The 24,887-nt window shown below is 72.8% G+C and carries 23 protein-coding genes; 11 read left to right on the top strand and 12 right to left on the bottom strand.

Annotation, left to right across the window (positions count from 1 at the left end):
• The first annotated feature begins 76 nt into the window (after positions 1-76).
• Entirely contained in the window at positions 77-1,489 is a 1,413-nt protein-coding gene (locus ACFYSC_RS28825) for a dihydrolipoyl dehydrogenase family protein (RefSeq protein WP_389967933.1), read from the top strand.
• A 327-nt stretch (positions 1,490-1,816) separates the two neighbouring features.
• On the top strand, positions 1,817-2,563 hold the full coding sequence (locus ACFYSC_RS28820; protein WP_389967931.1) for a hypothetical protein: 747 nt from the start codon (positions 1,817-1,819) through the stop codon (positions 2,561-2,563).
• A gap of 70 nt (positions 2,564-2,633) precedes the next feature.
• Here ACFYSC_RS28820 and ACFYSC_RS28815 read toward each other — a convergent pair whose 3' ends face one another.
• Both ACFYSC_RS28815 and ACFYSC_RS28810 read right to left on the bottom strand, forming a co-directional pair.
• Complete coding sequence (locus ACFYSC_RS28815) at positions 2,634-3,779, bottom strand: acyl-CoA dehydrogenase family protein (protein WP_362937379.1); 1,146 nt, start codon at positions 3,777-3,779, stop codon at positions 2,634-2,636.
• Positions 3,780-3,857: 78 nt separating this feature from the next.
• Entirely contained in the window at positions 3,858-4,973 is a 1,116-nt protein-coding gene (locus ACFYSC_RS28810) for a M24 family metallopeptidase (RefSeq protein WP_389967929.1), read from the bottom strand.
• 234 nt (positions 4,974-5,207) lie between these two features.
• On the opposite strand from ACFYSC_RS28810, the gene ACFYSC_RS28805 reads away from it, so the two are divergent.
• The 3 genes from ACFYSC_RS28805 to ACFYSC_RS28795 all read left to right on the top strand — a co-directional run bounded on the left by ACFYSC_RS28805 (position 5,208) and on the right by ACFYSC_RS28795 (position 8,988).
• Positions 5,208-6,437 (top strand): PP2C family protein-serine/threonine phosphatase, encoded by a 1,230-nt coding sequence (locus tag ACFYSC_RS28805; RefSeq protein WP_389967927.1) that lies wholly within the window; start codon positions 5,208-5,210, stop codon positions 6,435-6,437.
• Positions 6,438-6,531: 94 nt separating this feature from the next.
• A complete protein-coding gene (locus ACFYSC_RS28800; RefSeq protein WP_362937370.1) occupies positions 6,532-7,440 on the top strand; it encodes a 5'-3' exonuclease in 909 nt (302 codons plus the stop codon).
• A 141-nt stretch (positions 7,441-7,581) separates the two neighbouring features.
• A complete protein-coding gene (locus ACFYSC_RS28795) occupies positions 7,582-8,988 on the top strand; it encodes an RNB domain-containing ribonuclease (protein ID WP_389967925.1) in 1,407 nt (468 codons plus the stop codon).
• Between the two features lie 114 nt (positions 8,989-9,102).
• Here the strand turns inward: ACFYSC_RS28795 and ACFYSC_RS28790 are convergent, their stop codons facing one another.
• From ACFYSC_RS28790 to ACFYSC_RS28755, 8 genes are all read right to left on the bottom strand, one after another.
• Entirely contained in the window at positions 9,103-9,270 is a 168-nt protein-coding gene (locus ACFYSC_RS28790) for a hypothetical protein (protein WP_362937364.1), read from the bottom strand.
• Positions 9,271-9,561: 291 nt separating this feature from the next.
• Entirely contained in the window at positions 9,562-12,291 is a 2,730-nt protein-coding gene (locus ACFYSC_RS28785; RefSeq protein ID WP_362937361.1) for a DEAD/DEAH box helicase, read from the bottom strand.
• A 60-nt stretch (positions 12,292-12,351) separates the two neighbouring features.
• Entirely contained in the window at positions 12,352-13,227 is an 876-nt protein-coding gene (locus ACFYSC_RS28780) for a diacylglycerol kinase (RefSeq protein WP_389967922.1), read from the bottom strand.
• Positions 13,228-13,244: 17 nt separating this feature from the next.
• On the bottom strand, positions 13,245-14,147 hold the full coding sequence (gene tatC / locus ACFYSC_RS28775) for a twin-arginine translocase subunit TatC (protein WP_362937355.1): 903 nt from the start codon (positions 14,145-14,147) through the stop codon (positions 13,245-13,247).
• Positions 14,148-14,182: 35 nt separating this feature from the next.
• Positions 14,183-14,491 (bottom strand): Sec-independent protein translocase subunit TatA, encoded by a 309-nt coding sequence (gene tatA / locus ACFYSC_RS28770; RefSeq protein ID WP_362937352.1) that lies wholly within the window; start codon positions 14,489-14,491, stop codon positions 14,183-14,185.
• A gap of 66 nt (positions 14,492-14,557) precedes the next feature.
• The gene (locus ACFYSC_RS28765; RefSeq protein WP_389967919.1) at positions 14,558-14,767 is read right to left on the bottom strand and encodes a hypothetical protein; all 210 of its coding nucleotides are present in this window, start codon (positions 14,765-14,767) and stop codon (positions 14,558-14,560) included.
• 55 nt (positions 14,768-14,822) lie between these two features.
• Entirely contained in the window at positions 14,823-15,776 is a 954-nt protein-coding gene (locus ACFYSC_RS28760) for a WYL domain-containing protein (protein ID WP_362937346.1), read from the bottom strand.
• Complete coding sequence (locus ACFYSC_RS28755; protein WP_362937343.1) at positions 15,773-16,732, bottom strand: WYL domain-containing protein; 960 nt, start codon at positions 16,730-16,732, stop codon at positions 15,773-15,775. Before ACFYSC_RS28755 ends, ACFYSC_RS28760 begins: the two co-directional genes overlap by 4 nt.
• Positions 16,733-16,772: 40 nt before the next feature.
• Here ACFYSC_RS28755 and ACFYSC_RS28750 point away from each other — a divergent pair, with 40 nt between their 5' ends.
• The 6 genes from ACFYSC_RS28750 (at position 16,773) to ACFYSC_RS28725 (ending at position 23,509) form a co-directional block, all read left to right on the top strand.
• Complete coding sequence (locus tag ACFYSC_RS28750) at positions 16,773-17,975, top strand: DUF3866 family protein (RefSeq protein WP_389967917.1); 1,203 nt, start codon at positions 16,773-16,775, stop codon at positions 17,973-17,975.
• Between the two features lie 169 nt (positions 17,976-18,144).
• Positions 18,145-18,858 carry a response regulator transcription factor gene (locus ACFYSC_RS28745; protein WP_389967915.1) on the top strand — a complete coding sequence of 238 codons (714 nt, stop codon included), beginning with the start codon at positions 18,145-18,147 and terminating at the stop codon, positions 18,856-18,858.
• Positions 18,855-20,312: an ATP-binding protein gene (locus tag ACFYSC_RS28740; protein WP_389967913.1), complete on the top strand. Its 1,458-nt coding sequence runs from the start codon at positions 18,855-18,857 to the stop codon at positions 20,310-20,312. Before ACFYSC_RS28745 ends, ACFYSC_RS28740 begins: the two co-directional genes overlap by 4 nt.
• Before the next feature lie 90 nt (positions 20,313-20,402).
• On the top strand, positions 20,403-21,260 hold the full coding sequence (locus ACFYSC_RS28735; RefSeq protein ID WP_389967911.1) for a polyphosphate polymerase domain-containing protein: 858 nt from the start codon (positions 20,403-20,405) through the stop codon (positions 21,258-21,260).
• A gap of 4 nt (positions 21,261-21,264) precedes the next feature.
• Entirely contained in the window at positions 21,265-21,942 is a 678-nt protein-coding gene (locus tag ACFYSC_RS28730) for a DUF4956 domain-containing protein (RefSeq protein WP_389967909.1), read from the top strand.
• A 4-nt stretch (positions 21,943-21,946) separates the two neighbouring features.
• The gene (locus tag ACFYSC_RS28725) at positions 21,947-23,509 is read left to right on the top strand and encodes a CotH kinase family protein (RefSeq protein ID WP_389967907.1); all 1,563 of its coding nucleotides are present in this window, start codon (positions 21,947-21,949) and stop codon (positions 23,507-23,509) included.
• 49 nt (positions 23,510-23,558) lie between these two features.
• Here the strand turns inward: ACFYSC_RS28725 and ACFYSC_RS28720 are convergent, their stop codons facing one another.
• Together ACFYSC_RS28720 and ACFYSC_RS28715 are read right to left on the bottom strand one after the other, a co-directional pair.
• Positions 23,559-24,053, bottom strand: coding sequence for a DUF3291 domain-containing protein (locus ACFYSC_RS28720; protein ID WP_389967905.1), 495 nt, complete (start codon positions 24,051-24,053; stop codon positions 23,559-23,561).
• Positions 24,054-24,096: 43 nt separating this feature from the next.
• Complete coding sequence (locus tag ACFYSC_RS28715; RefSeq protein WP_389967903.1) at positions 24,097-24,723, bottom strand: helix-turn-helix transcriptional regulator; 627 nt, start codon at positions 24,721-24,723, stop codon at positions 24,097-24,099.
• Positions 24,724-24,887: the final 164 nt, after the last annotated feature.

The raw sequence follows: 24,887 nt of genomic DNA, 5'->3' as shown, positions 1-24,887 counted from the left end.
CGGGACGTACCCGTGTCGGAGTGGGAAGCTGGTGTGATCCCCGCCGTTCGACGGCGTACGCGTCCTGGAGGTAGTGGTGTCCGACGAGTTCGACGTGATCGTGATAGGGGCCGGTCCCGCCGGGGAGAACGTCGCGGCCCGGGCCGTCCGCGGGGGGCTGAGCGCCGCGGTGGTGGAGAAGGACCTCGCCGGCGGAGAGTGCTCCTACTGGGCGTGCGTACCCAGTAAGGCGCTGCTACGCCCGGTGGAGCTGGCCGCCGACGTCAGCCGGGTGCCCGGCATGTCCCTCGGCCCCCTGGACGTCGCCGCGGTGCTCGCCCGGCGCGACGAGGCCGTCTCGCACCTGGACGACGCCGGACAGGTGAAGTGGATCAAGAACGTGCCCGCGGAGTTCGTACGGGGCCGGGGACGACTGAGCGGGCCGCTGCGGGTCGAGGTGACCGCTCCCGGCGGCGCCGTCCGCCTGCTGACCGCCCGGCACGCGGTCGTGCTGGCCACCGGCAGCCAGGCGGTGCTCCCGCCGGTCCCCGGTCTGCGGGAAGCGGCCCCCTGGACGAGCCACGAGGTGACCGTCGCCCAGGAGGTCCCGAAGCGGTTCGTCGTGGTGGGCGGCGGCGTGGTGGCCTGCGAGATGGCGCAGGCCATGCACGGGCTGGGCGCCGCGGAGACGACGATGCTGGTGCGGGGCCACTCGCTGCTGGACCGGATCGAGCCGTTCGCCGGGGAGCTGCTGCGCGACTCGCTGGCCGACGGCGGCGTCGACGTCCGCTTCGGCGTCGAGGTGACGAAGGTGGAGCGGCCCGTACCGGGCGGCCCGGTGACCGTCCACCTGAGCGAGGGACCGCCGATCACGGCCGACGAGCTGCTGATGGCCACCGGACGCCGGCCCGCGACCGGCGACCTCGGCCTCGACACCGTGGGCCTGTCCGGGAAGGGCCCGGTGGAGGTCGACGACAGCATGCGCGCCACCGGGGTCCCGGAGGGCTGGCTGTACGCGGTGGGCGACGTCAACGGGCGCAACCTCCTCACCCACATGGGCAAGTACCAGGCGCGGGTGTGCGGCGACGTGATCGCGGCGCGGGCCCGGGGCGACCGCGACGACCTGCCGGGGCTGCGCGCCGTCGCCGACTCCCTCGGCGCGCCCCAGGTGGTCTTCACCGACCCGCAGATCTGCGCGGTCGGCCGGACCGAGGCCGCCGCCCGCTCCGAGGGGTTCGACGTCCGCGTGGTGGAGTACGACCTGGCCTCGGTGACCGGGGCCTACCTGCTCGGCGAGGACTACCGGGGGCGGGCGAAGGCGGTGGTCGACGAGCGGCGCCGCGTCCTGCTCGGAGTGACCTTCGTCGGCGCGGGCGTCGCCGAGCTGCTGCACTCGGCGACGATCGCGGTGACCGGCGAGGTCCCCCTCGACCGGCTGTGGCACGCCGTCCCGTCCTTCCCCACCGTCAGCGAGATCTGGCTCCGACTCCTGGAGGAATACGGCCTCTGACCCCTCACGGACACCGGTGACCGGACCCGCTCAAAGGCACCCCTGATCGGACCCGCTCAAGGGCGCGACTGGCTGGACCCGCGAGGGGGCGCCGGTGTCTGGACCCGCTCGGGGGCGCCGGTGTCTGGACTGAGGAACGCAGCCGCGAAGCGGCGGAGTGACGAGGGAAGACACCGGCTCAGGAGCCCCCGAGCCGCGACGCGCAGCGTCGCCATAAGCACAGTTTAGAAAAGCTTTGCCCCTTTCCCGCCACCACACCCACCCCATATGCGGAATTAAGACCATACAGATGGATTCCGTGAAGTTCGGGGAGGTGAGGTCGCCGCCATGAAGACGGGCGATGACGCGGCGCGGTGGCCCGCGTCCCGGGAGGGCGGCCCTCATGGGACGCTGCCCGTCTCCCTCGAGCCCGACTTCCGGGCGCTGGACCGGCGGGAGCGGGCCATCATCGGCCGGATGCTGGCCGGCCTGACCCTGGGCATGGTCCTCGCCCTGGCCGGCCGGATGCTCACCGACGTGCTGCCCACGTATGTCGTGGCCTTCTACGATCCCTACCTGTACGGCGTGCTGATCCTGGCCATGACCCGCGGCATCGCCCGGCCCGGCTGGGCTCTGCTGACCGGCGGCCTGACCGGGGCGGGCATCGCGGCCGGTCAGATGACGGCCTACGCGCTCGACCGCCAGACCCCGCTCATCCCCGGCGATCCCGGCGATCCCGGGGGCATCGGCTGGGAGATGGCGGCGCTGGCCGTCGTGCTGGCCGCCTTCGGCCTGACCGGGCATCTCTGCCGTCGTCCCGGCCTGTGCGGCGACCTCGTGGTGGGAGCGCTCAGCGGGCTGCTGCTGGCCCGGTTCGCCCAGGAACTGCGGTCGGCGGAACTGCTGGACAGTGTGAACTCCTTCTCCGCGCTCCCGTGGTCGCTCGCGGCTCTGGTGATCATGGGCCTGGCGTTGCCGGTCATCCTGCGCCCGACCGCCGCGGCGCGGGCCCGCACCGCGGTCGCCACCCTGGCCTGCGCCGTCCTCTGCACGGTCGGCTTCGCCTTCGTACCCGTCCTGTCCCTGCCCGTCTGACCGGGGGGCCGCCGGAGCCCCCGGAGCCGCCGGAGCCCCCGGCGGCCAGGATCGACCCCGGACCAGCCGGTCAGCCCTTGGCGACGGCCCTGCCGATGACCAGGCGCTGGACCTGGTTGGTGCCCTCGACGATCTGCAGCACCTTCGCCTCGCGCATGTACCGCTCGACCGGGAAGTCCTCGACGTAGCCGTAGCCGCCGAGCACCTGCACCGCGTCGGTGGCGGTCTTCATGCACACGTCGGTGGCGAACAGCTTGGCCATCGCGGCCTGCGTGCCGTACGGCCGGCCGGCGTCGCGCAGCCGGGCGGCGTCCAGGTAGAGGGCGCGCGCGGCGGCGATCTGGGTGGCCATGTCGGCGAGCATGAAGCCGACGCCCTGGAAGTCGACGATCCGCGAGCCGAACTGCCGCCGCTCCCTGGCGTATGAGGCGGCGGCGTCGAACGCGGCCTGGGCCACGCCCACCGCGCAGGCGGCGATGCCGAGCCGCCCGCCGTCCAGGGCGGCCATGGCGATCCGGAATCCCTCGCCCTCGGCGCCCACCATGGCGTCGGGGCCGAGCCGGGCGGCGTCGAAGCGGACCTGGGCGGTCGGCGAGGACTTCATGCCCATCTTCCGCTCGGGCTCGCCGAACGACAGTCCCGGCGTTCCCGCCGGGACGTGGAAGCAGGAGATGCCGCGGGCCCCGTCGGGGGAGGTGCGGGCCATGAGCGTGTAGAAGTCGGCGGCACCGCCGTGGGTGATCCACGCCTTGACCCCGTCCACGGTGTAGCCGCCGGCGTCGCGCGCGGCCCGGGTGGTCAGGGCGGCGGCGTCGGAGCCGGACTGCGGCTCCGAGAGGCAGTAGGCGCCCAGCAGCTCACCGCCGAGCATCTCCGGCAGCAGTTCCGCGCGCTGGGCGTCGGTGCCGTAGGCCGCGACGGGGAAGCACGACAGGGTGTGCACCGACAGGCCGAGGCCGACCGCGAGCCACCCGGCCGCCAGCTCCTCGATCACCTGGAGGTAGACCTCGTACGGCTGCGCCGCGCCGCCGTGCTCCTCGGGGTAGGGCAGCCCGAGGAGGCCGGAGCGGCCCAGGGTGGTGAAGACCTCCCGGGGGAAGCGCCCGGCGGCCTCGTCGGCCGCGGCCCGGGGCGCGACCTCCTTGCCGGCGAGGTCGCGGACCAGGTCGATCAGGTCGTGGGCCTCGGCGGTCGGCAGAACACGTTCAACGGTCATATCCGCACACTCCAGGTCATGGGCGCGAGCGACAAAAAGGGTGACCGGGTTCACCGGCCACCCCGATTGTGACACTTGTTACACGATGACGAGTTCGCGAGGCCGGTGGTTGACGCGCTCCCCGCCGTCCTCGGTGCAGACGAGGATGTCCTCGATGCGGGCGCCGTGGACGCCGGGGAGGTAGATGCCCGGTTCGACGGAGAAGGCGAAGCCCGGTGCCAGCGGCTCGGCGTTGCCCGCGACGATGTAGGGCTCCTCGTGGGTCTCCAGGCCGATGCCGTGGCCGGTGCGGTGGATGAAGTACTCGCCGTAGCCCTCCTCGGCGATCACCTCCCGCGCGGCGGCGTCGATCGCCTCGCACGCGACGCCGGGCCGTACCGCCCGGCAGGCGGCCTCCTGGGCGCGCTGGAGCACGTCGTAGTACTTGGCGAAGTCGGCCGGGGGCTCCCCGACGCAGTAGACCCGGGTGGAGTCGGAGCAGTAGCCGCCGGGCATCTGACCGCCGATGTCCACCACGACCGGCTCCCCGGCCTGGATCACCCGGTCCGACAGCTCGTGGTGCGGGCTGGCGCCGTTGGGGCCGGAGCCGACGATGACGAAGTCGACGGTCGTGTGGCCGGCGGCGACGATCGCCTCGGCGATGTCCCGCCCGACCTCCCGCTCGGTACGGCCGGCCCGCAGGAACTCCGGGACCCTGGCATGGACGGAGTCGATGGCGGCGCCCGCCTCGCGCAGCGCGGCCACCTCCGCCGGGCTCTTGCGCATGCGCAGCTCCCGCAGGACCGTCCCGGCGAGCACCTGCTCGGCGGCGGGGAGCGCGTCGCGGAAGCGCAGCGACTGCATCGCCCACATGCGGTCTGCTAGCCCCACCTTGGAGACCCCGCCCAGCCGGGCGGCGATCGCCGTGTACGGGTCGTCGGTCTCGTCCCAGGGCACGAACTCGATGCCGAGCCGGGAGGCCGGGGAGTGCTCGGCGGCGGGCAGCTCCAGGCGGGGCACCACGAGGAAGGCGTCGCCCTCGGCCGGCAGCACCAGGCAGGTCAGCCGCTCCAGCGGCAGCGCGTCGTAGCCGGTCACGTACCGCAGGTCGGGGCCCGGCGTCAGGAGCAACGCGCCGAGGCCGGCGGCGGCGGTCGCCCGCCGGGCGTCGGCCAGGCGGGTAACGGGATACAGGTCTGCAGACTCCGTTGTCACACCGCCCAATCTAGTGCCGGAAGGACGAACGGCGCATCCGGCCCCGGAGCGCCAAGGAAAGTGCGGGAAAGCCAGGGAAACCCCACCCTGACCGCGACGATGTCACTACACTCCGTTGAAGGACGATCACAATTTGTCGATAGAATATCCGCAAGACCCCTCATTTCGAGAGCGAGCTAAATGGTCGGCGTAGTGGGCGGCCACCAGCCACCCCTCCACCCACGAAACGACCACGTGACCGGTTCCGCCCCGCTGACCGCGACCGACACGGCGCGGTGCCCGCGGGGAGAGCTGGACGGGCACCTGGCCGTCGAACACCACCTCCTCAGCGTCCGGCTGGCACAGGCCGAACGGCTGGGCGATCTCGGCTGGGCCGAATGGGACCTCCAGACCGGGGAGACCATCTGGTCCGACCGGGTGTACGCCATCTTCGGCCGTGACCCCGGGGAGGGCCCCATCCACCTGGCGGATCTGACCTCCCACGTCGAGACGGGTGACCGGGCCGGTCTGGATCACCTGCTGCGAGCCGTCGTGCACCGGGCCGAGCCGGGCGAGACGGAGTTCCGCATCCGCCGCCGAGGGGAGATCCGCAACCTGCGGGCGGCCCTCGACCCCGTGGCGGCCGAAGGGCGCACCGCGGTGCACGGCGTGATCCAGGACGTCACCGGCCACCGGCGGGCCGAGCGCGGCGTCGCCGAGGCGCGGCGCCGGCTGGGCGAACTCCTCGGCCGGGCGACCCGGGACCGGCGGCGCAGCGAGGTCCTGCGCGAGGCGCTGCTGCCCGGCCCCGCAGCCCCGGCCGGCCTGCCCGGCGTGCGGATCGAGACGCGCTACCACCCGGCCGGCGCCGAGGACGGTCTCGGCGGCGACTGGCACGACGTCGTCCCCCTGCCGGACGGCCGGATCCTGCTGGCCGTCGGCGACGTGTCCGGGCACAGCCTGCCCGCCGCCGCCGAGATGACCGTGCTGCGGCACGCGCTGGCGGCCCTGGCGATGACCGGCGAGCCCGCCGGTCGGCTGCTGTCGTGGCTCAACCACGTGGTGACGCACCGGATGGCCGAGGCCACCGCGACCGCCGTCGCCGGTCACCTCGACCCGGCCACCGGCGTGTTCACCTGGAGCCAGGCCGGGCATCCCGCACCGGTCCTGGTCCGCGACGGGACGGCCGTCCAGCTCGATCCGCCGGAGGGAGTGCTGCTCGGCGCCACCCTCGCCGAGCCGTACGCCTCGGCCGCGATCCGGCTGCGCGAGGACGACCTGCTGCTGCTGTTCACCGACGGGCTCGTGGAGCGGCGCGACCGCGACATCGACGACGGCGTCACGTTGCTGCTGAGGGCGGCGGCCGGGCTGTCCGGGTTGCGCGGGGCCGGGCTCGCCGCGGGGCTCGACCGGCTCGTCGAGGCGGTCGGCGGACCCAACCCGGAGGACGACGTCTGCGTTCTGGCGTTCGCCCCGGCCGGTTGAGCACCGTGATCCGTCGTCCCAGGCCCGGCGGCCCCGGCCGCCCGTCGGCGGCGGCATCTCCCGCTCCCCGGCGACTTACCGGCATGCTGGTGCGATGACGACCGATCCCCAGAAGCTTCTTCTGCTCGACACCCCTTCCCTGTACTTCCGCGCCTTCTACGGCGTCCCCGAGTCGGTGACCGCACCGGACGGCATGCCGGTCAACGCCGTCCGCGGCCTCATCGACATGATCGCCATGCTGGTCCGGGACCACTCCCCCGGTGAGCTGGTGGCCTGCATGGACGCCGACTGGCGCCCGGCCTTCCGGGTGGCGGCGATCCCCTCCTACAAGGCGCACCGGCTCGCCGCCGACGGCGGCGAGGAGGTCCCCGACACCCTCGCCCCGCAGGTGCCGGTGATCGAGCGGGTGCTCGACGCCGCCGGCATCGCCCGCGTCGGGGTGCCCGGCTACGAGGCCGACGACGTGATGGGCACGTTCACGGCCCGAGCCCGCGGACCGGTGGACATCGTCACCGGCGACCGCGACATGTTCCAGCTCGTCGACGACTCCCGCCCGGTCCGCGTCCTGTACACCGCGCGGGGCGTGAAGAACCTCCAGGTCGTCGACGAGGACGCGGTGTCGGCCCGGTACGGCGTGCCGGGCCGTTCCTACGCCGACTTCGCCGTGCTGCGCGGCGACCCCAGTGACGGCCTGCCCGGCGTCGCGGGGATCGGCGACAAGACGGCGGCCGCCCTGATCACCCGGTTCGGCTCGCTGGAGGCGCTGGTCAGGGCCCTGGACGACGGTACGGGCGATCTGCCCGCCGGGCAGCGCGCCAAGCTCGCCGCGGCCCGCGACTACCTGCGCGCCGCCCCCGCGGTGGTCCGGGTCGCGCCCGACGCGCCCGTCCCGGAGCTCGACCTGTCCCTGCCCGCCGCGCCGCGCGACCCGGAGGCGCTCGACGCCCTGGCCGAGCGGTACGGCCTGCGCGGCCCGCTCAAGCGCCTGTCCGCCGTGCTCTGAGGAGGACAGGGGCGGCATCATCGGGGGCCTGCGGGGAAGGCGTGTTCTCCGACCCCGCACCCGAAGGACGTCGAGATGCCAGGATCCACCGACGCGACGGTGAACGATAGGTTGGCCCCCGTGTCCCCCAGAACCATACGGATGCCCGAAGAGTCCCATCCGCGGCTCGACGATGGTTTCGAGCGGATCCGCCGGGAGCTGCGGCTTCCCGAGGAGTTCCCCCGCGCAGTGATCGACGAAGCCGAGTGGGTCGCCCAGACGCCCGCCCTGCCGGAGCTGGACCGCACCGACCTGCCGTTCATCACCGTCGACCCGCCCGGCTCCATGGACCTGGACCAGGCGATGCACCTGGAAGAGCGGCCCGGCGGTTACCGCGTCTGGTACGCCGTCGCCGACGTCGGGGCGTTCGTACGGCCCGGCGGTGCGATCGACCTGGAGGCCCGCGAACGCGGCGAGACGGTCTACCTGCCCGACGGCCGGGTTCCGCTGCACCCGCCCGTGCTGTCGGAGGGCGCGGCCAGCCTGCTGCCCGGGGTGACGCGTTCGGCCGCGCTGTGGTGCGTCGACCTCGACTCCGACGGCCGGATCGCGGGCGCCGACGTGACGCGGGCGCTGGTGCGCAGCCGCGAGCGGCTCGACTACGACTACGTGCAGGCCGCGGTGGACACCGGCACCGCCGACGGCACGCTGCGACTGCTGGCCGAGATCGGCCGGCTCCGCCTCGCGCTGGAGCGCGACCGCGGCGGGATCAGCCTGCCCACGCCCGAGCAGGAGGTCGTCCCCGACGCGGGCGGCTACCGGGTGGAGCTGCGCGCCTCACTCGACGCCGAGGCGTGGAACGCCCAGATCTCGCTGCTGACCGGCATGGCCGCCGCCTCGATGATGCTCGACGCCGAGATCGGCCTGCTGCGGGTGCTGCCGCCCGCGCCGGCCGAGGAGGTCGCCCGGATGCGCCGGGCCGCCGCCGCCCTGGGCGTGCCCTGGCCCGAGGACGCCTCCTACGGCGACATGGTGCACCGCCTGGACCCGAAGGTCCCCGAACACGCCGCGTTCCTGCGGGAGTCCACGGTGCTGCTGCGCGGCGCCGGGTACGTCGCCTTCAACGGCGAGCCTCCCCGGCAGGCGGAGCACGCCGCGGTGGCCGCGCCGTACGCGCACGTGACCGCGCCGCTGCGGCGGCTCATCGACCGCTACGCCACCGAGATCTGCCTGGCGGTCGCGGCGGGCGAACCGGTTCCGGAAGAGGTCCAGGCGGTCATGGGCGAGCTGCCGGACATCATGCAGGCCACCGGGCGGCGGGCGAGCGCCGCCGAGCGGGCCTGCGTGGACCTGGTGGAGGCGTTCGTGCTGCGCGACCGGGTGGGCGAGACGTTCGACGCGGTGGTGATCGACGTGGCCGACGACGGGGAGTCCGGTGTGGTCCAGGTCACCGGCCCGGCGGTGGTGGCCCGCTGTGACGGCGGGCGGCTTCCGCTGGGCGAGGCCGTCCGGGTACGGCTGACCCGCGCCGACCCGGCGACCCGGGAGGTCCGGTTCAGCGTGGCGTAGTCCCGCCGTCACGGACGAAGGCCGCGCCCGGATCGCCGGGCGCGGCCTTCCGCGCTGTGACGGGGCCTCGCGCGGCGGGCCCCTGCGGGACCCGCGCGGTCCGCCCGTCCTCGGTCAACGCCTGAGGGTCCAGCCGGTGCCGACTCCCATCAGGTGCAGGGCGACGGCGAGCAGCCCGGCCAGGGCGAGCGTGGCCACGGTCACGACGGTGCCGATGGCCACACCGGCGATCTGGAAGATCAGGGCGAGGAGGAACAGGATTGCGGCGATGAGAGCGAACACGGTTACCTCCCTGAGCGGGGGTCCAAAAGGGGCCTGATACCGGGATTTCCGTGGCGATCACTCAGGAAACAGGCCCCGGGGCTACTTTCCGCGCACCGGCCGTCACAGGGTATTGACCGAGCGGTCAGTCTGCCCGCTCTGCGGACCGGGAGCACCGGCCATGCGTTCCGCGGGCCGGAGCCGCCGGTCCCCTGCCCGGAGCGGCGCCGAGGCCGCCGGCCACCGTCCGGAGCGGCGCCGTACCCGGAACGGCGCCGCTCCGCCCCGGGCCGGCCCACCGAGGAGCCCGGGTCAGCCCACCGAGGAGTAGGCCACCACACCGCGCCGCAGGGCGTCCATCGCCTTGCCCGCCGTCTGCTTGACCTTGCTGTCGGCGGGGGCCGCCTCGGCGATCTGACCCAGCAGGTCCAGCAGCTGCTTGATCCACCGGACGAAGTCGCCCGCGGCCAGCTCGGAGCCGCCGAGACCGTCGCCCAGCACGGCGTCGAGGTTGTGCCCCCGGGCCCAGCGGAACGCCGCCCAGGCGAACCCGGCGTCGGGCTCCCGGAGGAACGACAGGCCGTGGTCGCCCTCGATGGACTCCAGCTCGGCCCACAGGCGGATCATGTCGGCCAGTGCCTTCTGCGCCTCGCCCCCGGGCAGCCTGGGCTGGCGGCCCTCATCGGCCTGCCGGGACTCGAAGACCAGCGCGGAGACGCAGGCGGCCAGCTCCGCCGGGTCGAGGTCCTCCCAGATGCCGGCGCGCAGCGACTCGGCGGTGAGGAGGTCCAGCTCGGTGTAGAGGCGGCCCAGCCGGCGGCCCTCGGCGGTGACGTGCTCACCGTCGAGGTAGCCGAGCTGGTCGAGCACCCCGCAGACCTTGTCGAAGGTGCGGGCGATGACGTGGGAGCGGCCCTCGACGCGGCGGCGCAGGCCCTCGGTCTCGCGCAGCAGCTTGTAGTAGCGCTCGGCCCAGCGGGCGTGGTCCTCACGCTCGTCGCAGCCGTGGCAGGGATGCTGCCGGATGTCCCGGCGCAGGCGCGCGACCTCCTCGTCCTCGGCGGCGTGGTCGCGCACCCTGGGCGGCTTGCCGAAGTCTCGGTCGCCGAGTTTGGCGTGCATCGAGGAGACGAGGTTCGCGCGGTCCTTGGGCGAGCGGGAGTTGAAGCCCTTGGGGATGCGCAGCCGCTCGACCGGCTCCACCGGCATCGGGAAGTCCGTCGGCGAGAGCTTCTTGACCTGCTTGCCGATGGTCAGCACCAGCGGGGAGGGGCCTTCGCCGCGGGAGTTGAGGCCGGGGTCGAGGACGAGCGCCAGGCCGGCCCGCCGCCCGCCGGGGACGCGGATGATGTCGCCGGGCCGCAGCGCCTCCAGCGAGCGCAGCGCCTGCGCCCGGCGGGCCGCGCCGCGCTGCCGTGACAGCTCGGCCTCGCGGTCCGACAGCGTCCTGCGCAGCGCGGCGTACTCCTCGAAGTCGCCGAGGTGGCACGTCATCGCCTTGCGGTAGCCCTCCAGGGCCTCCTCGTGGCGGCGGAGCTGCTTGGCGATGCCGACCACGGCCCGGTCCGCCTGGAACTGCGCGAAGGACGACTCCAGGAGGGACCTGGCGCGCTCCCGGCCGACCTGGCCGACCAGGTTGACCGCCATGTTGTAGGAGGGGCGGAAGCTGGAGCGCAGCGGGTAGGTACGGGTGCTGGCCAGGCCCGCGACCTGCAACGGATCGGTGCCCGGCTGCCACTGGACCACCGCGTGGCCCTCGACGTCGATGCCGCGCCGCCCGGCCCGGCCGGTGAGCTGGGTGTACTCTCCGGGCGTCAGGTCGGCGTGGGTCTCGCCGTTCCACTTGTCGAGCTTTTCGATCACCACCGAGCGGGCGGGCATGTTGATGCCCAGCGCGAGGGTCTCGGTGGCGAAGACGGCCTTGACGAGGTTGCGGGTGAACAGCTCCTCGACGACCTCCTTGAAGGTCGGGAGCATGCCCGCGTGATGGGCGGCCAGGCCACGCTCCAGGGCGTCGCGCCACTCGAGGTAACCCAGCACCGCGAGGTCCTCGTCCGGCAGGTGCGCGGTGCGCTCGTCGACGATCTGGCGGATCTCGTGCCGCTCGGCGTCGGTGGTGAGCCGGATTCCGGCGAAGACGCACTGGGCGACGGCGGCGGTGCAGCCGGCCCGGGAGAAGATGAAGGTGATGGCGGGCAGCAGACCCTCGGCGTCGAGCCGCTCGATGGCCGCGGCGCGGTCCGGCGGGCCGGGCCTGCGGGGCCGGGAGTAGCCGCGGCGGCCCCGGCCGAACGCCTGGCGCTCCTCGTCGCGGGCGATGCGCATCAGGGCGGGGTTGACCTGCGGGCGGCGGCCCTCCTCGTCGGCGACGAACAGGTCGTACAGGCGGTGGCCGACGAGCATGTGCTGCCAGAGCGGAACCGGGCGGTGCTCATCGACGATGACGCTGGTGTCACCGCGCACCTCGCCCATCCACTCGCCGAACTCCTCGGCGTTGCTGACCGTGGCCGACAGGGCGACCAGCCGCACCGACTCGGGCAGGTGGATGATCACCTCTTCCCAGACCGCGCCGCGGAAGCGGTCGGCCAGGTAGTGCACCTCGTCCATGACGACGAACCCCAGGCCGGTGAGCGTGGAGGACCCGGCGTAGAGCATGTTGCGCAGGACCTCGGTGGTCATCACCACGATGGGGGCGTCGCCGTTGACGCTGTTGTCGCCGGTGAGCAGGCCGACGTCGGCGGCGCCGTACCGCCGGACCAGGTCGTTGTACTTCTGGTTGGACAGCGCCTTGATCGGGGTGGTGTAGAAGCACTTGCGGCCCTCGCTCAGGGCCAGGTGAACCGCGAACTCACCCACGACGGTCTTGCCCGAGCCGGTCGGAGCGGCGACCAGGACCCCGTCGCCCGCTTCCAGGGCCCGGCAGGCGTCGAGCTGGAAGTCGTCCAGCTCGAAGTCGTACAGACCGCGGAACGAGGTCAGCGCGGGCCCGCTTTCGGCCTGGCTCTGACGGAAGGCAGCGTAACGTTCCGCTGGGGTCGTCATGTCTCCACCCTACCGACCCCGGGATTCCGATCGATCCGCCCGTGCCCCGCGCCAGACGCCCTACGCCAGGACGTTCAGGGCGCCGGGGACGATCTCGCAGGTCAGGGGGATGGGGCCGAGGCGCTCGCCGTCGGCGTAGGCGACGACGCCCGGAGCCTCCAGCGTCACCCGCCGGACGCGGTGGACCGTCACCGAGGGGTGGGAGACGTGGGTGCCGCGATACACCCGGGGGAAGGTGCGCAGGAACTCCCCGCGGGGCACGGCGCCGAGGATCGTCACGTCCAGCAGGCCGTCGTCGGGGACCGCGGCGGGGCACACCCGCATGCCCGCGCCGTAGGAGCAGGTGTTGCCGACGGCGACCAGCATCGCCTCGCGCTCGACCACCTCGCCGTCGAGGTCCAGGCGGAACGGGATGGGCCGGAAGGAACGCAGCTCCTGGGCCAGCGCGACGACGTACCTGGCCATGCCGGGCGGCCAGGTGAGCCGGTTGGCCCGCTCGTTGACCCGCGAGTCGAAGCCGCAGGCCACCACCCCGGCGAACCACTCGTCCGCACCGGCGCGGGCGGCGTCGACCGTCCGCACCCGCCCGCGCAGCACCGCGTCGGCGGCGGCCAGGGGGTCGCGGACCGGCAGGCCGAGCGCGGCGGCGATGTCGTTGCCGGTCCCGGCCGGGATGACGCCCAGCGGGACGTCGGTGCCCGCGACCGCCTGGACGGCAAGGTGGACCAGGCCGTCGCCGCCGAAGGCGACCAGCGCGCCGGGGCCCTCGGCGACCGCCGTGCAGGCACGCTCCAGGGCGTCGTCGGCGGACTCGCCGAGGATCACCGAGACCTCGGCGCCGCCGCTGCGCAGCCGGTCGAGCACCGGGGCGAGCAGGCCGCGGGAACGGCCGCCCCGGGCGGCGGGGTTGACGAGCAGGGCGATCTCTCCGGGCACAGACCGGAACCTATCCGCTACCTCGCCGGATCGGAATCAGTCGTGTCCGAATCGAGAGGGGAAACCTCGTCCGGCAGAGCGGACGCCTCGTCGTCGGACAGGTGGGAGAAGTCCCCGCCCTTGGCAGCGGCTCTGCGTTCCCGCAGGTACATGAACCCCTCGGCCAGGGCGAACAGCAGGACCATGGGCAGGGCGAGCGCGATCATGGAGAACGGGTCGGTGCTGGGGGTGGCGATCGCCGCGAAGACGAACATGATGAAGATCACCATGCGGCGGTGGGCGGCCACCGTGGCGTGCGGCAGGACGCCGATCACGTTGAGGAACACCATCAGCAGCGGCAACTCGAAGGAGACCCCGAAGATGATGAGCATCACCAGCGCGTAGGTGAGGTAGTCGTCCATCTCCAGCAGCGGGATGGCGTTCGACGGGGCGAACCCCAGCAGGATCGACAGCCCCTTGTCCATGATCACATAGGCCAGCGCGGCGCCCGCGAGGAACAGCGGGATCGCCATGCCCAGGAACGCCGCCGAGTAGCGCTTCTCGTTGCGGTACAGGCCGGGGGTGACGAACGCCCAGATCTGGTAGAGCCAGACCGGGGAGGAGACGACCAGCGCGAAGAGCGCGGCGACCTTCAAATTGACGAAGAACGCCTCGAACACCCCGCGGATGGCGAACGTGCACTCGCCCTTGCGCAGCACCTGCGAGGCGGGCAGGTTGCAGTAGGGCTTGGTGATGAACGCCCAGATCGGGTCGAAGAAGACGAGCCCGATGATGATCCCGGCCACCAGGCCGAGCAACGCGATGATCAGCCGGTTGCGCAGCTCACGGAGGTGGTCCATGAGCGGCATGCGCCCCTCGGCCGCGCCCTCGGACGGGACCGACCGGTTCTGCCCAGGCTTGGGCCATTTCAGCAGCGCCATTGACGAATCCCGGTCCGAGAAAGTGTTGAGTTGGACTACTGGGGCTTGGAGGCGGCCTGGGCGCGGAGGCGGGCGGCCTGCTCCTCCAGGGCGCGGGCCTGCTCCTCCGCGGAGAGCGCGGGCGCCGGGGTGATCTGCTGCGGCGCGGGGGCCGGAGCGGGCTGCTGCGGCTGGACGGTGGCGGCCGGAGCCTCGTCGTCGTCGCGGAGCTTGGAGGTCTCCGCCTTGAAGATGCGCAGCGAACGGCCCAGCCCGCGCGCGGCCTCCGGCAGCTTCTTCGCGCCGAACAGCATCACCAGGATCACCCCGATGATGATCAGCTCAGTGGGTCCAAGGTTGCCCATGACACATCCTTACGCGAGCGACATGCGGTCTTCTGCCACCGATCGTACGCTGCCCGGGTGACAGACTCATCCCTTCGGCGGAGTCCGGCCGGCCACCGACAGTCGCGCCTCGGCGGTCCGCTCGGCGAGCAGCGCCCGGGCCGGCTCGATCCGGCGCCGGGTCCGGTCCACCTCCCGGCCCAGTTCGCGGGCCGCGACCAGCACCCGAAGGCCGAGGACGGCGAGCAGCGCCAGCCCCGCGAGGGCCAGCCCCGTCCCGGCGAAGATCCAGTTCATACCGGCCGATCCTACCGCCGACGGCCAACGGAAGGTTTTGAAACGTTCACTAACTTTATACGCTTTCGTACAGTTTGAGGGCCGATGCGGCGGCCTCCCGGACGCTCGCCGCCAGCGACGCGGGCGACAGCACCCGGCCGGTGTCGCCCAGCCGCAGCGCCAGCCGTACCAGCCAGCCCTGGTCCCGCGCGCGCAGCGCCACCCGCAGTCGGCCCTCGCCCAGCTCGGTGACCTCCTCGCACGGGTAGTACTCGGCGACCCAGCGCCCGGCCGGGGTCAGCTCCAGCTCCACCAGCTCGTCGGTGGAGGAGGGCCGGAACACCCCGGGCGTCACCTCGCCGGGCTCGGCCCCGTCCGGCGGGTCGGCGGGCACGTCCAGCACGTCCACGGTGAGCATCCGGTCCAGCCGGAACAGCCGCACCGCCTCCGCGCGGTAACACCAGCCCGACAGATAGGAACGGCCGTCCACCATGACCAGCCGCAGCGGGTCGACCTCGCGCGGGGTGACCTCGTCGCGGCCCGGCACGTAGTAGCGCAGCGACAGCCGCCGCCGGCGGCGCAGCGCCTCGTTGACCGTGGGCAGCGCGTCCGGGGCGGCGTCCACCTCCACCGCGACCTGGCTGCTGACCGCCGCGGCGGCCTCCCCCGCGGCCCGCTCCAGCTTGGCGATGACCCGCGACAGGGCGTCGCGGTCGCCGAACTCCGGCAGCTCGGCGAGCATCCGCAGGGCCACCAGCAGCGCGCTGGCCTCGTCCACGGCGAGCCGCAGCGGCCGGGCGATGGTGTCGGCGTTGTCGATGAGGATCTCGCCGCCGTCCCAGGAGACGTCGATCAGGTCGCCCGGGGTGTGGCCGGGCAGCCCGCACATCCACACGAGCTGCAGGTCGTCGATGAGCTGCTTCTCGGTCAGCCCGAAGACCTTCGCGACCTCGGGGACCTGCGCGCCCGGGTGCGACATCAGGTAGGGCACCAGGGCCAGCAGCCTGGGCAGCCTGTCGGCCGTGCTCACGTCAGTGCTCCCTTCAGGCGGCAGATCACCGCGTCGCGGGCGTCCGGCGGCCCGACCACCTCGGCGTCCGCGGCGAAGCCGACCACCCATCCGGCCAGCCGCTCGGGGTCGTTGAAGTCGAGTTCCAGCTCGTCCCACCCGCCGGATGCGGGCCGTACCTGCCTGGCCACCTGGCGCAGCCCCTGGCAGGTGCCCTCACGGACCCGGATCAGCGCGGTGCGCTCCCGGACCGTCATGGCGTCGCTGTAGCCGACCATCGACTTCAGGTCGACGCCCTCGGGCACCACCACGTCGCCGGGGCGGCCGGTCGGGGTGACCGGCCCGGTGATGCGGCTGAGCCGGAAGACCCGCGCGTCGTCACGGTCGCGGTCGTGGCCCACCATGTACCAGCGGCCGCGCCGGCTGACCACGCCCCACGGCTCCACCGTACGGGTCAGCACGGTCTGGCTGGAGGCGGCGCGGTAGGGGAAGCGGACCGCGCGCCGGTCGCGCACGGCCTCCCACAGCGCCGGGAACGCCGGGTCCTGGGTGTCGAGCCGCAGCTCCAGGGCGCCGCCGAGCACCCCGCCGGCCTCCTCGGTCTCCACCCCTCCGGCGCGCAGCTTCAGCAGTGCCTTGCCGGCCGCCTCGGCCAGGCTGGCCCGCTGCCACACCTGGGCCGCCAGGCCCACCACGGCCGCCTCGTCGGGCTCCAGGGTGATCTCGGGCAGCTCGTAGCTCTGCCGGACGATCCGGTAGCCCGGATCCTCCTCCCAGGGGTCCTTGTGCACCTCGATCGGGATGCCGATCTCGCGCAGCTCGTTCTTGTCGCGCTCGAACATCCGCTGGAAGGCCTCGTCGTTGTCGGCGTCGTAGCCGGGCACGGCCTGGCGGATGTGATCGGCGCTGAGCGGCCGACGGGTGGCCAGCAGGCAGATCACGAGGTTCAGCAGCCGCTCGGTCTTCCGGCGTGACATCGGGCCTCCTTCCTCTTCGAAGTGACGCTACTCTTCCCGCGTGATCAGATGGCGCAAGGGAGTCGTCGCGCGGGTCCGGCGCGAGTGGCCGGGAGCGGTGGAACTCGACGTCACCACCGAGGAGGGCGGCGCGCGAGCGCTCGCCTATCCCGCCCTGGTGGGGCGCCCCGAACCCGGCGACACGGTGCTGCTCAACACGACCGCGCTCGCGATGGGCCTCGGTACGGGAGGTTACGCCATGGTGGTGGCGCTTCCCGACAGGTTGCCGCAAGATCCTTCCGGCCCCGGACACCTGGTGAAGGCACGCTACACCCCGTTGCAGGCCACCGTACTCGGCGTCGACGAGCAGGACTCGCCCTTCCACGAGGTGCTGCGCGACGCCGACTCGCTCGACGGCATGCCGGTGATCGTCGCCGACCTGCACTCGGCGCTCCCGGCGATCCTGTGCGGCCTGTACGGCCCGCACCCGCCGCTGCCGTCGCCGTCCGGGGACGCGCGGGAGGCCGATGGGGAGCCCTCCCCCGGGGAGGCGGGCGGCGGGGGCGCTCACGGCGCGGGGGCCGGCGGGACGGTACGGCCGCCCCGGGTCGTCTACGTGATGCTCGACGGCGGCGCGCTGCCCGCCTGGTTCTCCATGTCGTGCGCGCGGCTCAGGGAGGCCGGCTGGCTGGCCGGGACGGTCACGGTCGGCCAGGCGTTCGGCGGCGACATGGAGGCCGTGACCCTGCACACCGGCCTGCTCGCCGCCCGGCATGTGATGGGCGCCGACGTCGCGGTCGTCACGCAGGGCCCGGGCAACCTCGGCACCGGCACCCGGTGGGGCTTCTCCGGCGTCTCGGCGGGCGAGGCGGTCAACGCCGCCGCCGTCCTGGCCGGCCGGCCGGTCGCGGCGCTGCGGGTCAGCGAGGGCGACCGGCGTGAGCGCCACATCGGGGTCTCCCACCACTCGCTGACCGCCTACGGACGGGTCGCCCTGGCCCGGGCCCAGGTCGCCGTGCCGGAGCTGCCCGGTGGCTTCGGCGAGCGGGTCGCCCGGCAGGCGGAGCCTCTGTCGGCCCGGCACGAGCTGGTGCGGGTGCCGGTGGACGGCCTGCGCGAGGCGCTCGCCGGCTGCCCGGTACGGCTGTCGACGATGGGCCGGGGCCTGGATGAGGACCTCCCCTACTTCCTGGCCTCGGCCGCCGCGGGCCGCCACGCGGCCTCACTGCTGACCGGTGAGGGCACGGGCTCCGGGGCCCTCTGACGCGCCGGCCCCGGAGCCCGGCCCTCGGCGGCCGGGCCGCCCGGGGAGCCCGGGGAGGACACGAGCCCCGGCGTCTCCAGGAGAGCGCCGGAGACGTTCCGGCGGCGCCGGGGTCCTCCACCGGCGCGGGTCGTGAGCCGCTCTCAGCTCCTTCTCATAGAAGGTGCGTATGAACGGCGTCATGAGCCGGTACGCCTGCGCGAAGGTCATGGTCGTCGACGACGAGCCCGCCATCAGGGAGTTGTTGTCGGAGGCTCTGGAACTGCACGGCTTCCAGGTGAGCACCGCCTCCAGCGGCCACGGGGCGCTGGAGGCGGTGACGCGTGAGCGGCCCGACCTCATCGTGCTGGACGTGATGCTGCCCGACCTCGACGGGTACGCGGTGGCGCGGAGGCTGCGCGAGCGGGGTGACGGCCCGCTGGTGCTGTTCCTGACGGCCAAGGACGCGGTCGGCGACCGGATCGCCGGGCTGACCGCGGGCGGCGACGACTACGTGGCCAAGCCGTTCAGCCTGGACGAGGTGATTCTGCGCATCCGGGCGATCCTGCGCCGGGTCCGGCCGCCGGAGGAGCAGGCCCGCGACGGCGTGCTGCGGTACGCGGATCTGGAGCTGGACGAGGAGGCCCACATCGTACGGCGGGCCGGGCGGGTCGTCCACCTGTCGCCGACGGAGTTCAGCCTGCTGCGCTACCTGATGATCAACGCCGAACGGGTGGTCAGCAAGGCCCAGATCCTCGACCGGGTGTGGGACTACGAGTTCGACGGCGACAGCAGGATCGTCGAGTCCTACATCAGCTACCTGCGGCGCAAGATCGACCAGGACCGTCCGCCGCTGATCCACACGCTGCGCGGCGTCGGCTACCGGCTGCAGGCGCCCTCGTGAGGCCCCCCTGGCCCCTGCGGCACCGGCTGCTGGCCGCGCTGCTGGGCCTGTGCGCCGCCGGGCTGACGACGTTCGCCGCGGCGAGCGTGCTGCTCCTGGAGCGTTCGCTGCTGTCCAGGACGGACGCGCAGCTCACCGAGGTCGCCCCCACCTTCGGCAGGCACCCGCCCTCCCCTCCGCCGTCCGGCGGCGCGGCGCCGGACGTGCAGCTCCCGACGCAGTTCAGGATCGCCTTCCACAGCTCCTCGGGCACCCTGCTGCGCAGCCTGCCCGCCCAGGACTCCGACGCGCCCGCCATCCCGGCGACGGTGATCTCCACGGTCCCGCGCGGTCCCGTGACCGTGCCCGGCAGGACCGGGATGGGGCAGTGGCGCGTACTGGTGAAACGCCTGCCCGACGGCACCAGGCTGACGGTGTCGATGTCGCTGGAGCCCAATGTGACGACCGTGCACCAGATCCTGGTGATCGAGGTGGCCGCGGGCACGCTGGTGCTGATGCTGCTCGGCGTCCTCGCCCTCGCGGTGGTACGCCTGGGGCTGCGCCCGCTCACGCGCATGGAGCGCACCGCCGAGGCCATCGCGGGCGGGGACATCGACCGCAGGGTCAGCGACACCGCCCCGGGCACCGAGACGGGGCGGCTGGGCAGGGCGCTCAACGTCATGCTCGAACGCCTGGCGACGGCGCTGCGTGAGCGTGAACGCTCCGAGCGGAGGCTGCGCCACTTCGTCGCCGACGCCTCCCACGAACTGCGCACGCCGCTCACCTCCATCCGCGGCTTCGCCGAGCTCTACCACCACGGCCAGGGTGTCAGGGACCCGGTGGCCGAGCGCCTGCTGCGCAGGATCGAGGGCGAGGCCGGACGCATGGGCGTCCTGGTGGAGGACCTGCTGCTGCTGGCCGGGCTGGACCGCGAACCCGCGCTGGAGGCCGGCATCGTGGACCTGCACGTGCTGGCGGGGGACGTGGTGCACGCCGCCCAGGCCCGCGACCGGGAGCGGCCGATCAGGCTGGTCCTGTCCGAGGAGCCGGTGTTCGTGCTCGGCGACGAGCACCGCCTGCACCAGGTCATCGCCAACCTGGTCGGCAACGCCATGAAGCACACGGCCGCGGGCACGGGGATCCGCGTACGGGTCGGCCTCCGCATGACCGCCGGAGTCCCCGCCCCCGGGGTCGTGCACGCCGGCGCCGGGCCCGCCTCCCGTGCCGGGGCGGCGCTGGTCGAGGTGCGCGACGAGGGGCGGGGCATCGACCCCGGGCACCTGCCGCACGTGTTCGACCGCTTCTACCGCGCCGACGCGGGCCGCTCGCGCGACAGCGGCGGGACAGGGCTGGGGCTGGCCATCGCCGCGGCGCTCGTACAGGCGCACGACGGCCGGATCGAGGTGACGAGCACGCCGGGCCGCCGCACCACCTTCCGCGTGCTCCTGCCCCTCCACCGGCCCCGGGACGGCTGAGGGCGTCGCCCGTTCACCTCCACGTCGGTCGCGGTTCACACATTGTTCCCAGCTTCGTGCTGTCAGATGTGCGCTGACGAGAGGAGGAACATGCTGCGAAGGTTCCGCAGACCGGTTGATCCGGGGACAGGCGGCGAGGAAGGCCGGCGGTCGCGGGCGCCCGGCGCGCCGCACGCCTTCAACCGGTACGAGATCAAGTACCTCGTCAGCACGGCGGAGGCGGCCGGGCTCCGGGAGGAGATCGAGCGGCGCCTCGACCGCGACCGCCACGGCGGCGACGAGGGGTACGGCGTCTGGAGCGTCTACTACGACACCCGGCGGCTCCGCTTCTACTGGGAGAAGATCGAAGGGCTGAAGTTCCGCAGGAAGCTGCGGGTGCGCCACTACGGCGACCGGTTCGCGGTGGACGACGGCACTCCGGTGTTCGTCGAGATCAAGCAGCGGGTCAACCGGGTCACGCAGAAGCGCCGGGTGCGCCTGCCGTACCGGGACGCGCTGCTCCTGTGCGACGGACGGCGGATGCCCGGGCACGAGCCCTCACAGCGCGCCTTCATGGAGGAGGTGCTCGACCTGGTGCTCCGCCTGGACCTGCGGCCCACCGCGATGACCGGCTACCAGCGGCACGCCTACGTGGGCCGCGACGCCGACGTGGGCCTGCGCGTGACCTTCGACCAGCGCGTCCGCGGCCGCGACCGGGACTTCCACCTCGGCGCCGACGCCGAGAACCGGCTCATCGTCCCGGCCGGCAGGACGATCGTGGAGGTCAAGGCCGACGAGCGGGTGCCGTACTGGCTGACCGACCTGACCGCCAGACGAAACCTGCAGGTGGTGCGGGTTTCCAAGTACTGCCAGAGCGTAGAAGCGTACGGGCTGGCCCCGCGCTCGATCTTCCACGTCCCCGGCCACGACCTCGACCTCGACCTCGACTCTGTTCTCCCGGAGGCATGACCCCATGGACTTCTCCTTCCAGGACCTGTCGGGCACGTTCAGCGTGGCCGACATCGCGATCGCGATGACGCTGTCGTTCGTGCTCAGCGCGATGATCGGCTGGGTGTACCGGGCCACGCACCGCAACGTGTCCTACAGCCAGTCCTATGTGCAGACCCTGGTCATCCTCGGCATGCTGATCTCGCTGATCATGCTGGTCGTCGGTTCCAACATCGCCCGCGCGTTCGCGCTGGTCGGCGCCCTGTCGGTGGTACGGTTCCGCAACGCCATCAAGGAGACCCGCGACGTCGGCTTCATCTTCCTGGTCATGGGCATCGGCATGGCCGTCGGCACCCGCTTCTACCTGCTGGGCGTCGTGGCCGCCGTGGCGATCTCGCTGATCGTCATGGTCATGCACCGGTTCAACTGGTTCCATCTGAACGTACGGCGTCAGGTGGTCAAGGTGCAGGTGCCCTCGGACGAGGACTTCACCGCCACGATCCAGGACGTGCTCGTCCGGCACACCGACGAGTTCGAGCTGGTCAGCATGGAGTCGATCCGCGGGGGCGCGCTGACTGAGCTGACGTACACCGTCAAGATCAAGAAGGGCGGCGAGCCCGCGGACCTGATCACCGGTCTGCGCGAGCGCAACCACGGCCAGTCGGTCACGGTCCTGACCGGGTACGACCAGACCGACCTGTAGCGTCATGGCGTCCCTCAAGCATCGCGTCCCCGTCAGGCTCCGGCAGAACTGGAAGCTGGTCGCGCTGTGCGCGGCGTTCCTGGCCGTCTGCTGGGGCGTGTTCGGCAGCGGAACGATCCGCCCGTACGTCACCACCTCCCAGACCGGCGAGGCCGAGACCGCCACCACGAACCTGACCGGGGCCAAGGACCTGTTCGACGCCTCGGTCGCGCACGACGTGAAGATCACCTTCACCGACGGGGCGTACGAGGACATGCTCGGCGAGTACTTCAAGGACGGCGAGAAGAAGTACGTCGAAGCCGACCTGACCATCGACGGCACCAGGATCCCCAGCGTGGGCGTCCGGCTCAAGGGCAACTCGACCCTGAGGGGGCTGACCTGGAAGGGACGGAGCAAGCAGGGGACCGGGCCCGGCGGCGGAGGGGGGCCCGGAGGACCTCCCGGCGGCTTCCAGCCCCCGGACGGCTTCCAGCCACCCGAAGGCTTCCAACCACCCGGCGACGGGCAGTCCCAGAACGGCCGACCCCAGGACGGGCAGCAGCGAGGTGACGGGCCGCCCGGGGGCGGAGGCATGATCGGCGCCCGGCTCAAGGGTGAGGAGCCGGAGAAGCTGCCCTGGCTGATCAGCTTCGACGAGTTCGTGGAGGGCCGCCGCTACCAGGGCCACAGCCAGGTGGCGGTGCGACCGGCCGCCATGGGCTCGACGACGATGCTGAACGAGGCACTGGGCATCTCGATGGTCGGCGCCTCAGGCGAACCGACCCAGCGCTCCACCTACAGCTCCTTCACGGTCAACGGCCGTTCCTCCGCCCCACGGCTCCTGGTGGAGTACCTCGACGAGGGCTACGCCGAGGGTCTCGGCGACGGCGTGCTGTACAAGTCGCTGGCCTCAAGCGGCTTCACCTACAAGGGCGAGGACCAGACCGGGTACACCACCGACTTCAAGCAGATCAACAAGGTCGGCGGCAAGGACCTGCAGCCGGTCATCGGCCTGGTCGAATGGGTGAACGGAGCCTCCGACGCGGAGTTCGCCGCGGGGCTGGCCGACCGCCTGGACGTGACGTCGTTCGCCCGTTACCTGGTCCTGCAGAACCTCATGGTCAACTTCGACGACATGGCGGGCCCCGGCCGTAACTACTACCTGTGGTACGACCTGAGGACCGGGAAGTTCCAGGTCATCACCTGGGACCTCAACCTCGCCTTCAGCGGAGACGCCAAAACCGGAGTGAACGACACGATCTCGATGGGCGGCTTCGGCCGGGGCCGTCCTCCCGGGGGAGGCGGGCAGGCGCGTCCCGGAGGCGGCATGATGCGTATGGGCCATCCCCTGAAGGAGAGGTTCCTCAAGAACGCCGCCTTCAAGAAGCTCTACGAGGAGCAGTACCGCATCCTGTACGCCAGGCTGCTGGGCGACGGCGCCGCCTCCGGCCTCCTCGACGGCCTCGTCGCGGCCTACAAGCTGAACGAGGGCGCCGACGCCTCCAAGGTCGACGCCGAGGCGCGGACCCTGCGCACGTTCCTGCGGACCAGGACCGAGACGCTCCGCTCCGACAAGGCGATCGGCTAGCCCCCTCGTCGTGGTTCCTCCCGGTTCCGCCGGGGAGGCCGCCCGGAGCCTACCGGCGGCCCCCGGCGGGCTCCGGGGCGTCACGGAGGTCCCCGGCGGGCCCCGAGGCCTCGTGGAAGTCCCTGAAGGTGAAGGCCGCCGACGTGGGGCCCTCCGCCCGCAGCAGGGCCAGCCGTTCCATCCCCTCCTCCAGCGTCGGGACGTACCCGGCGGGGATCCACCACATCACCGTGTACGGCTCCGCCATGCGCAGGAACCACTCCCTGCGCCGCCGCAGGAACTCCAGGTGGACGGTGCGGTAGGCGAAGTCCCACAGGGTCTCGCGCGACTCCCACACCGAGAAGTTGATCAACAGGTGGTCGCCGTAGTCGTGCTGGACGGTGTCCTGCGGATCATCGCCGCCCTTGAGCCGCCAGACGAAGCCGGGGGCGCTCTCGGCGAGCGCGTTGATGGGTTCGAGTCCGGCCATGAAGTCCGTGAGCTCCGGGGAGTCGAGGGGCGCGCGGAGGTGACCGACGTTCATCTGAGCCAGGTGCATGGTCATCAGCAGACCATCCCGCCCCCTTCTATGTCAATCCTCGTTGTTTTTAGAAGAAGGCGACGCAGCACTCCCCCGGTCTCGGATCCATCCGGGCCGTCACCCCCTCCTGGCCCGCGCCCTCCAGCAGCCCCTGGCACAGCTCCAGGTTCATCGCGCAGACCAGCACCGGATGCTCCTCGGCCAGGACGTGGAACGGGCAGTTGCGCAACCTCAGCCGCCCCTCCTCCTCGTACGGCTCGTAGCCCCGCCGGCGCAGCAGCCCCGCCAGGTCCTCCCCCGGCTCGGCGAGGCGCGTCCCGGCCCGCCGCGCGGCCTCCTCGGCCCGCTCGTCCCCGCCCAGCAGCTCGACCACCTCGGCCAGCACCAGCGCGAGCGTCCGGTAGTCCCGGGCCGGGACGCTGACCTGCCACTCCCCCGCCGCACGGCGGTAGACCTTGGCCGGGCGGCCGCTTCCGGGGCCGGTCCGGTCCGTGAGCCGGCGGAAGCCCGCTTCCAGCAGCCCCGCCTCGACCAGCCGGTCGAGGTGGAAGGCCGCTAGGGTCCGCTGCGTCCCCACCGCCTCGGCCACCTCGCCGCGCCCCACCTCGCGGCCCTGCGCGGCCACGTACTCGTAGACGGCACGCCGTACCGGATCCTGCAGGATCGACACCACGCCGAGATCATCGCTGCTCACAGCGGAATTTTAGGCTCTGTCCCCGAAAACACGGCCGGGGGGGGGCGCGGGGGGCCCCCCCCCGGGCCCCCGCCGGGGGGGGCGGGGGCGCGGGCGGGGGGGGGGCCCCCGGCGGCGCCCCCCCCCCCCCCCCCCCCCCCAAGCGGGCAGGGGCCCACAGAAAT

Source organism: Streptosporangium sp. NPDC004379 (assembly GCF_042873875.1).
GTDB lineage: Bacteria > Actinomycetota > Actinomycetes > Streptosporangiales > Streptosporangiaceae > Streptosporangium.
Note: the sequence above shows the minus strand (reverse complement) of the source record. Positions and strands in the feature narration are given on the sequence as shown.

Bases quoted from the DNA above. Each gene is read 5' to 3' on its own strand.
- tatA (WP_362937352.1), bottom strand. From the start codon at position 14,491: ATGGGCAACCTTGGACCCACTGAGCTGATCATCATCGGGGTGATCCTG.
- ACFYSC_RS28720 (WP_389967905.1), bottom strand. From the start codon at position 24,053: ATGACCATGCACCTGGCTCAGATGAACGTCGGTCACCTCCGCGCGCCC.
- ACFYSC_RS28800 (WP_362937370.1), top strand. From the start codon at position 6,532: ATGACGACCGATCCCCAGAAGCTTCTTCTGCTCGACACCCCTTCCCTG.
- ACFYSC_RS28730 (WP_389967909.1), top strand. From the start codon at position 21,265: ATGGACTTCTCCTTCCAGGACCTGTCGGGCACGTTCAGCGTGGCCGAC.
- ACFYSC_RS28745 (WP_389967915.1), top strand. From the start codon at position 18,145: ATGAACGGCGTCATGAGCCGGTACGCCTGCGCGAAGGTCATGGTCGTC.
- ACFYSC_RS28795 (WP_389967925.1), top strand. From the start codon at position 7,582: ATGCCCGAAGAGTCCCATCCGCGGCTCGACGATGGTTTCGAGCGGATC.
- ACFYSC_RS28735 (WP_389967911.1), top strand. From the start codon at position 20,403: ATGCTGCGAAGGTTCCGCAGACCGGTTGATCCGGGGACAGGCGGCGAG.
- ACFYSC_RS28755 (WP_362937343.1), bottom strand. From the start codon at position 16,732: ATGTCACGCCGGAAGACCGAGCGGCTGCTGAACCTCGTGATCTGCCTG.
- ACFYSC_RS28815 (WP_362937379.1), bottom strand. From the start codon at position 3,779: ATGACCGTTGAACGTGTTCTGCCGACCGCCGAGGCCCACGACCTGATC.
- ACFYSC_RS28785 (WP_362937361.1), bottom strand. From the start codon at position 12,291: ATGACGACCCCAGCGGAACGTTACGCTGCCTTCCGTCAGAGCCAGGCC.
- tatC (WP_362937355.1), bottom strand. From the start codon at position 14,147: ATGGCGCTGCTGAAATGGCCCAAGCCTGGGCAGAACCGGTCGGTCCCG.
- ACFYSC_RS28820 (WP_389967931.1), top strand. From the start codon at position 1,817: ATGAAGACGGGCGATGACGCGGCGCGGTGGCCCGCGTCCCGGGAGGGC.
- ACFYSC_RS28765 (WP_389967919.1), bottom strand. From the start codon at position 14,767: ATGAACTGGATCTTCGCCGGGACGGGGCTGGCCCTCGCGGGGCTGGCG.
- ACFYSC_RS28725 (WP_389967907.1), top strand. From the start codon at position 21,947: ATGGCGTCCCTCAAGCATCGCGTCCCCGTCAGGCTCCGGCAGAACTGG.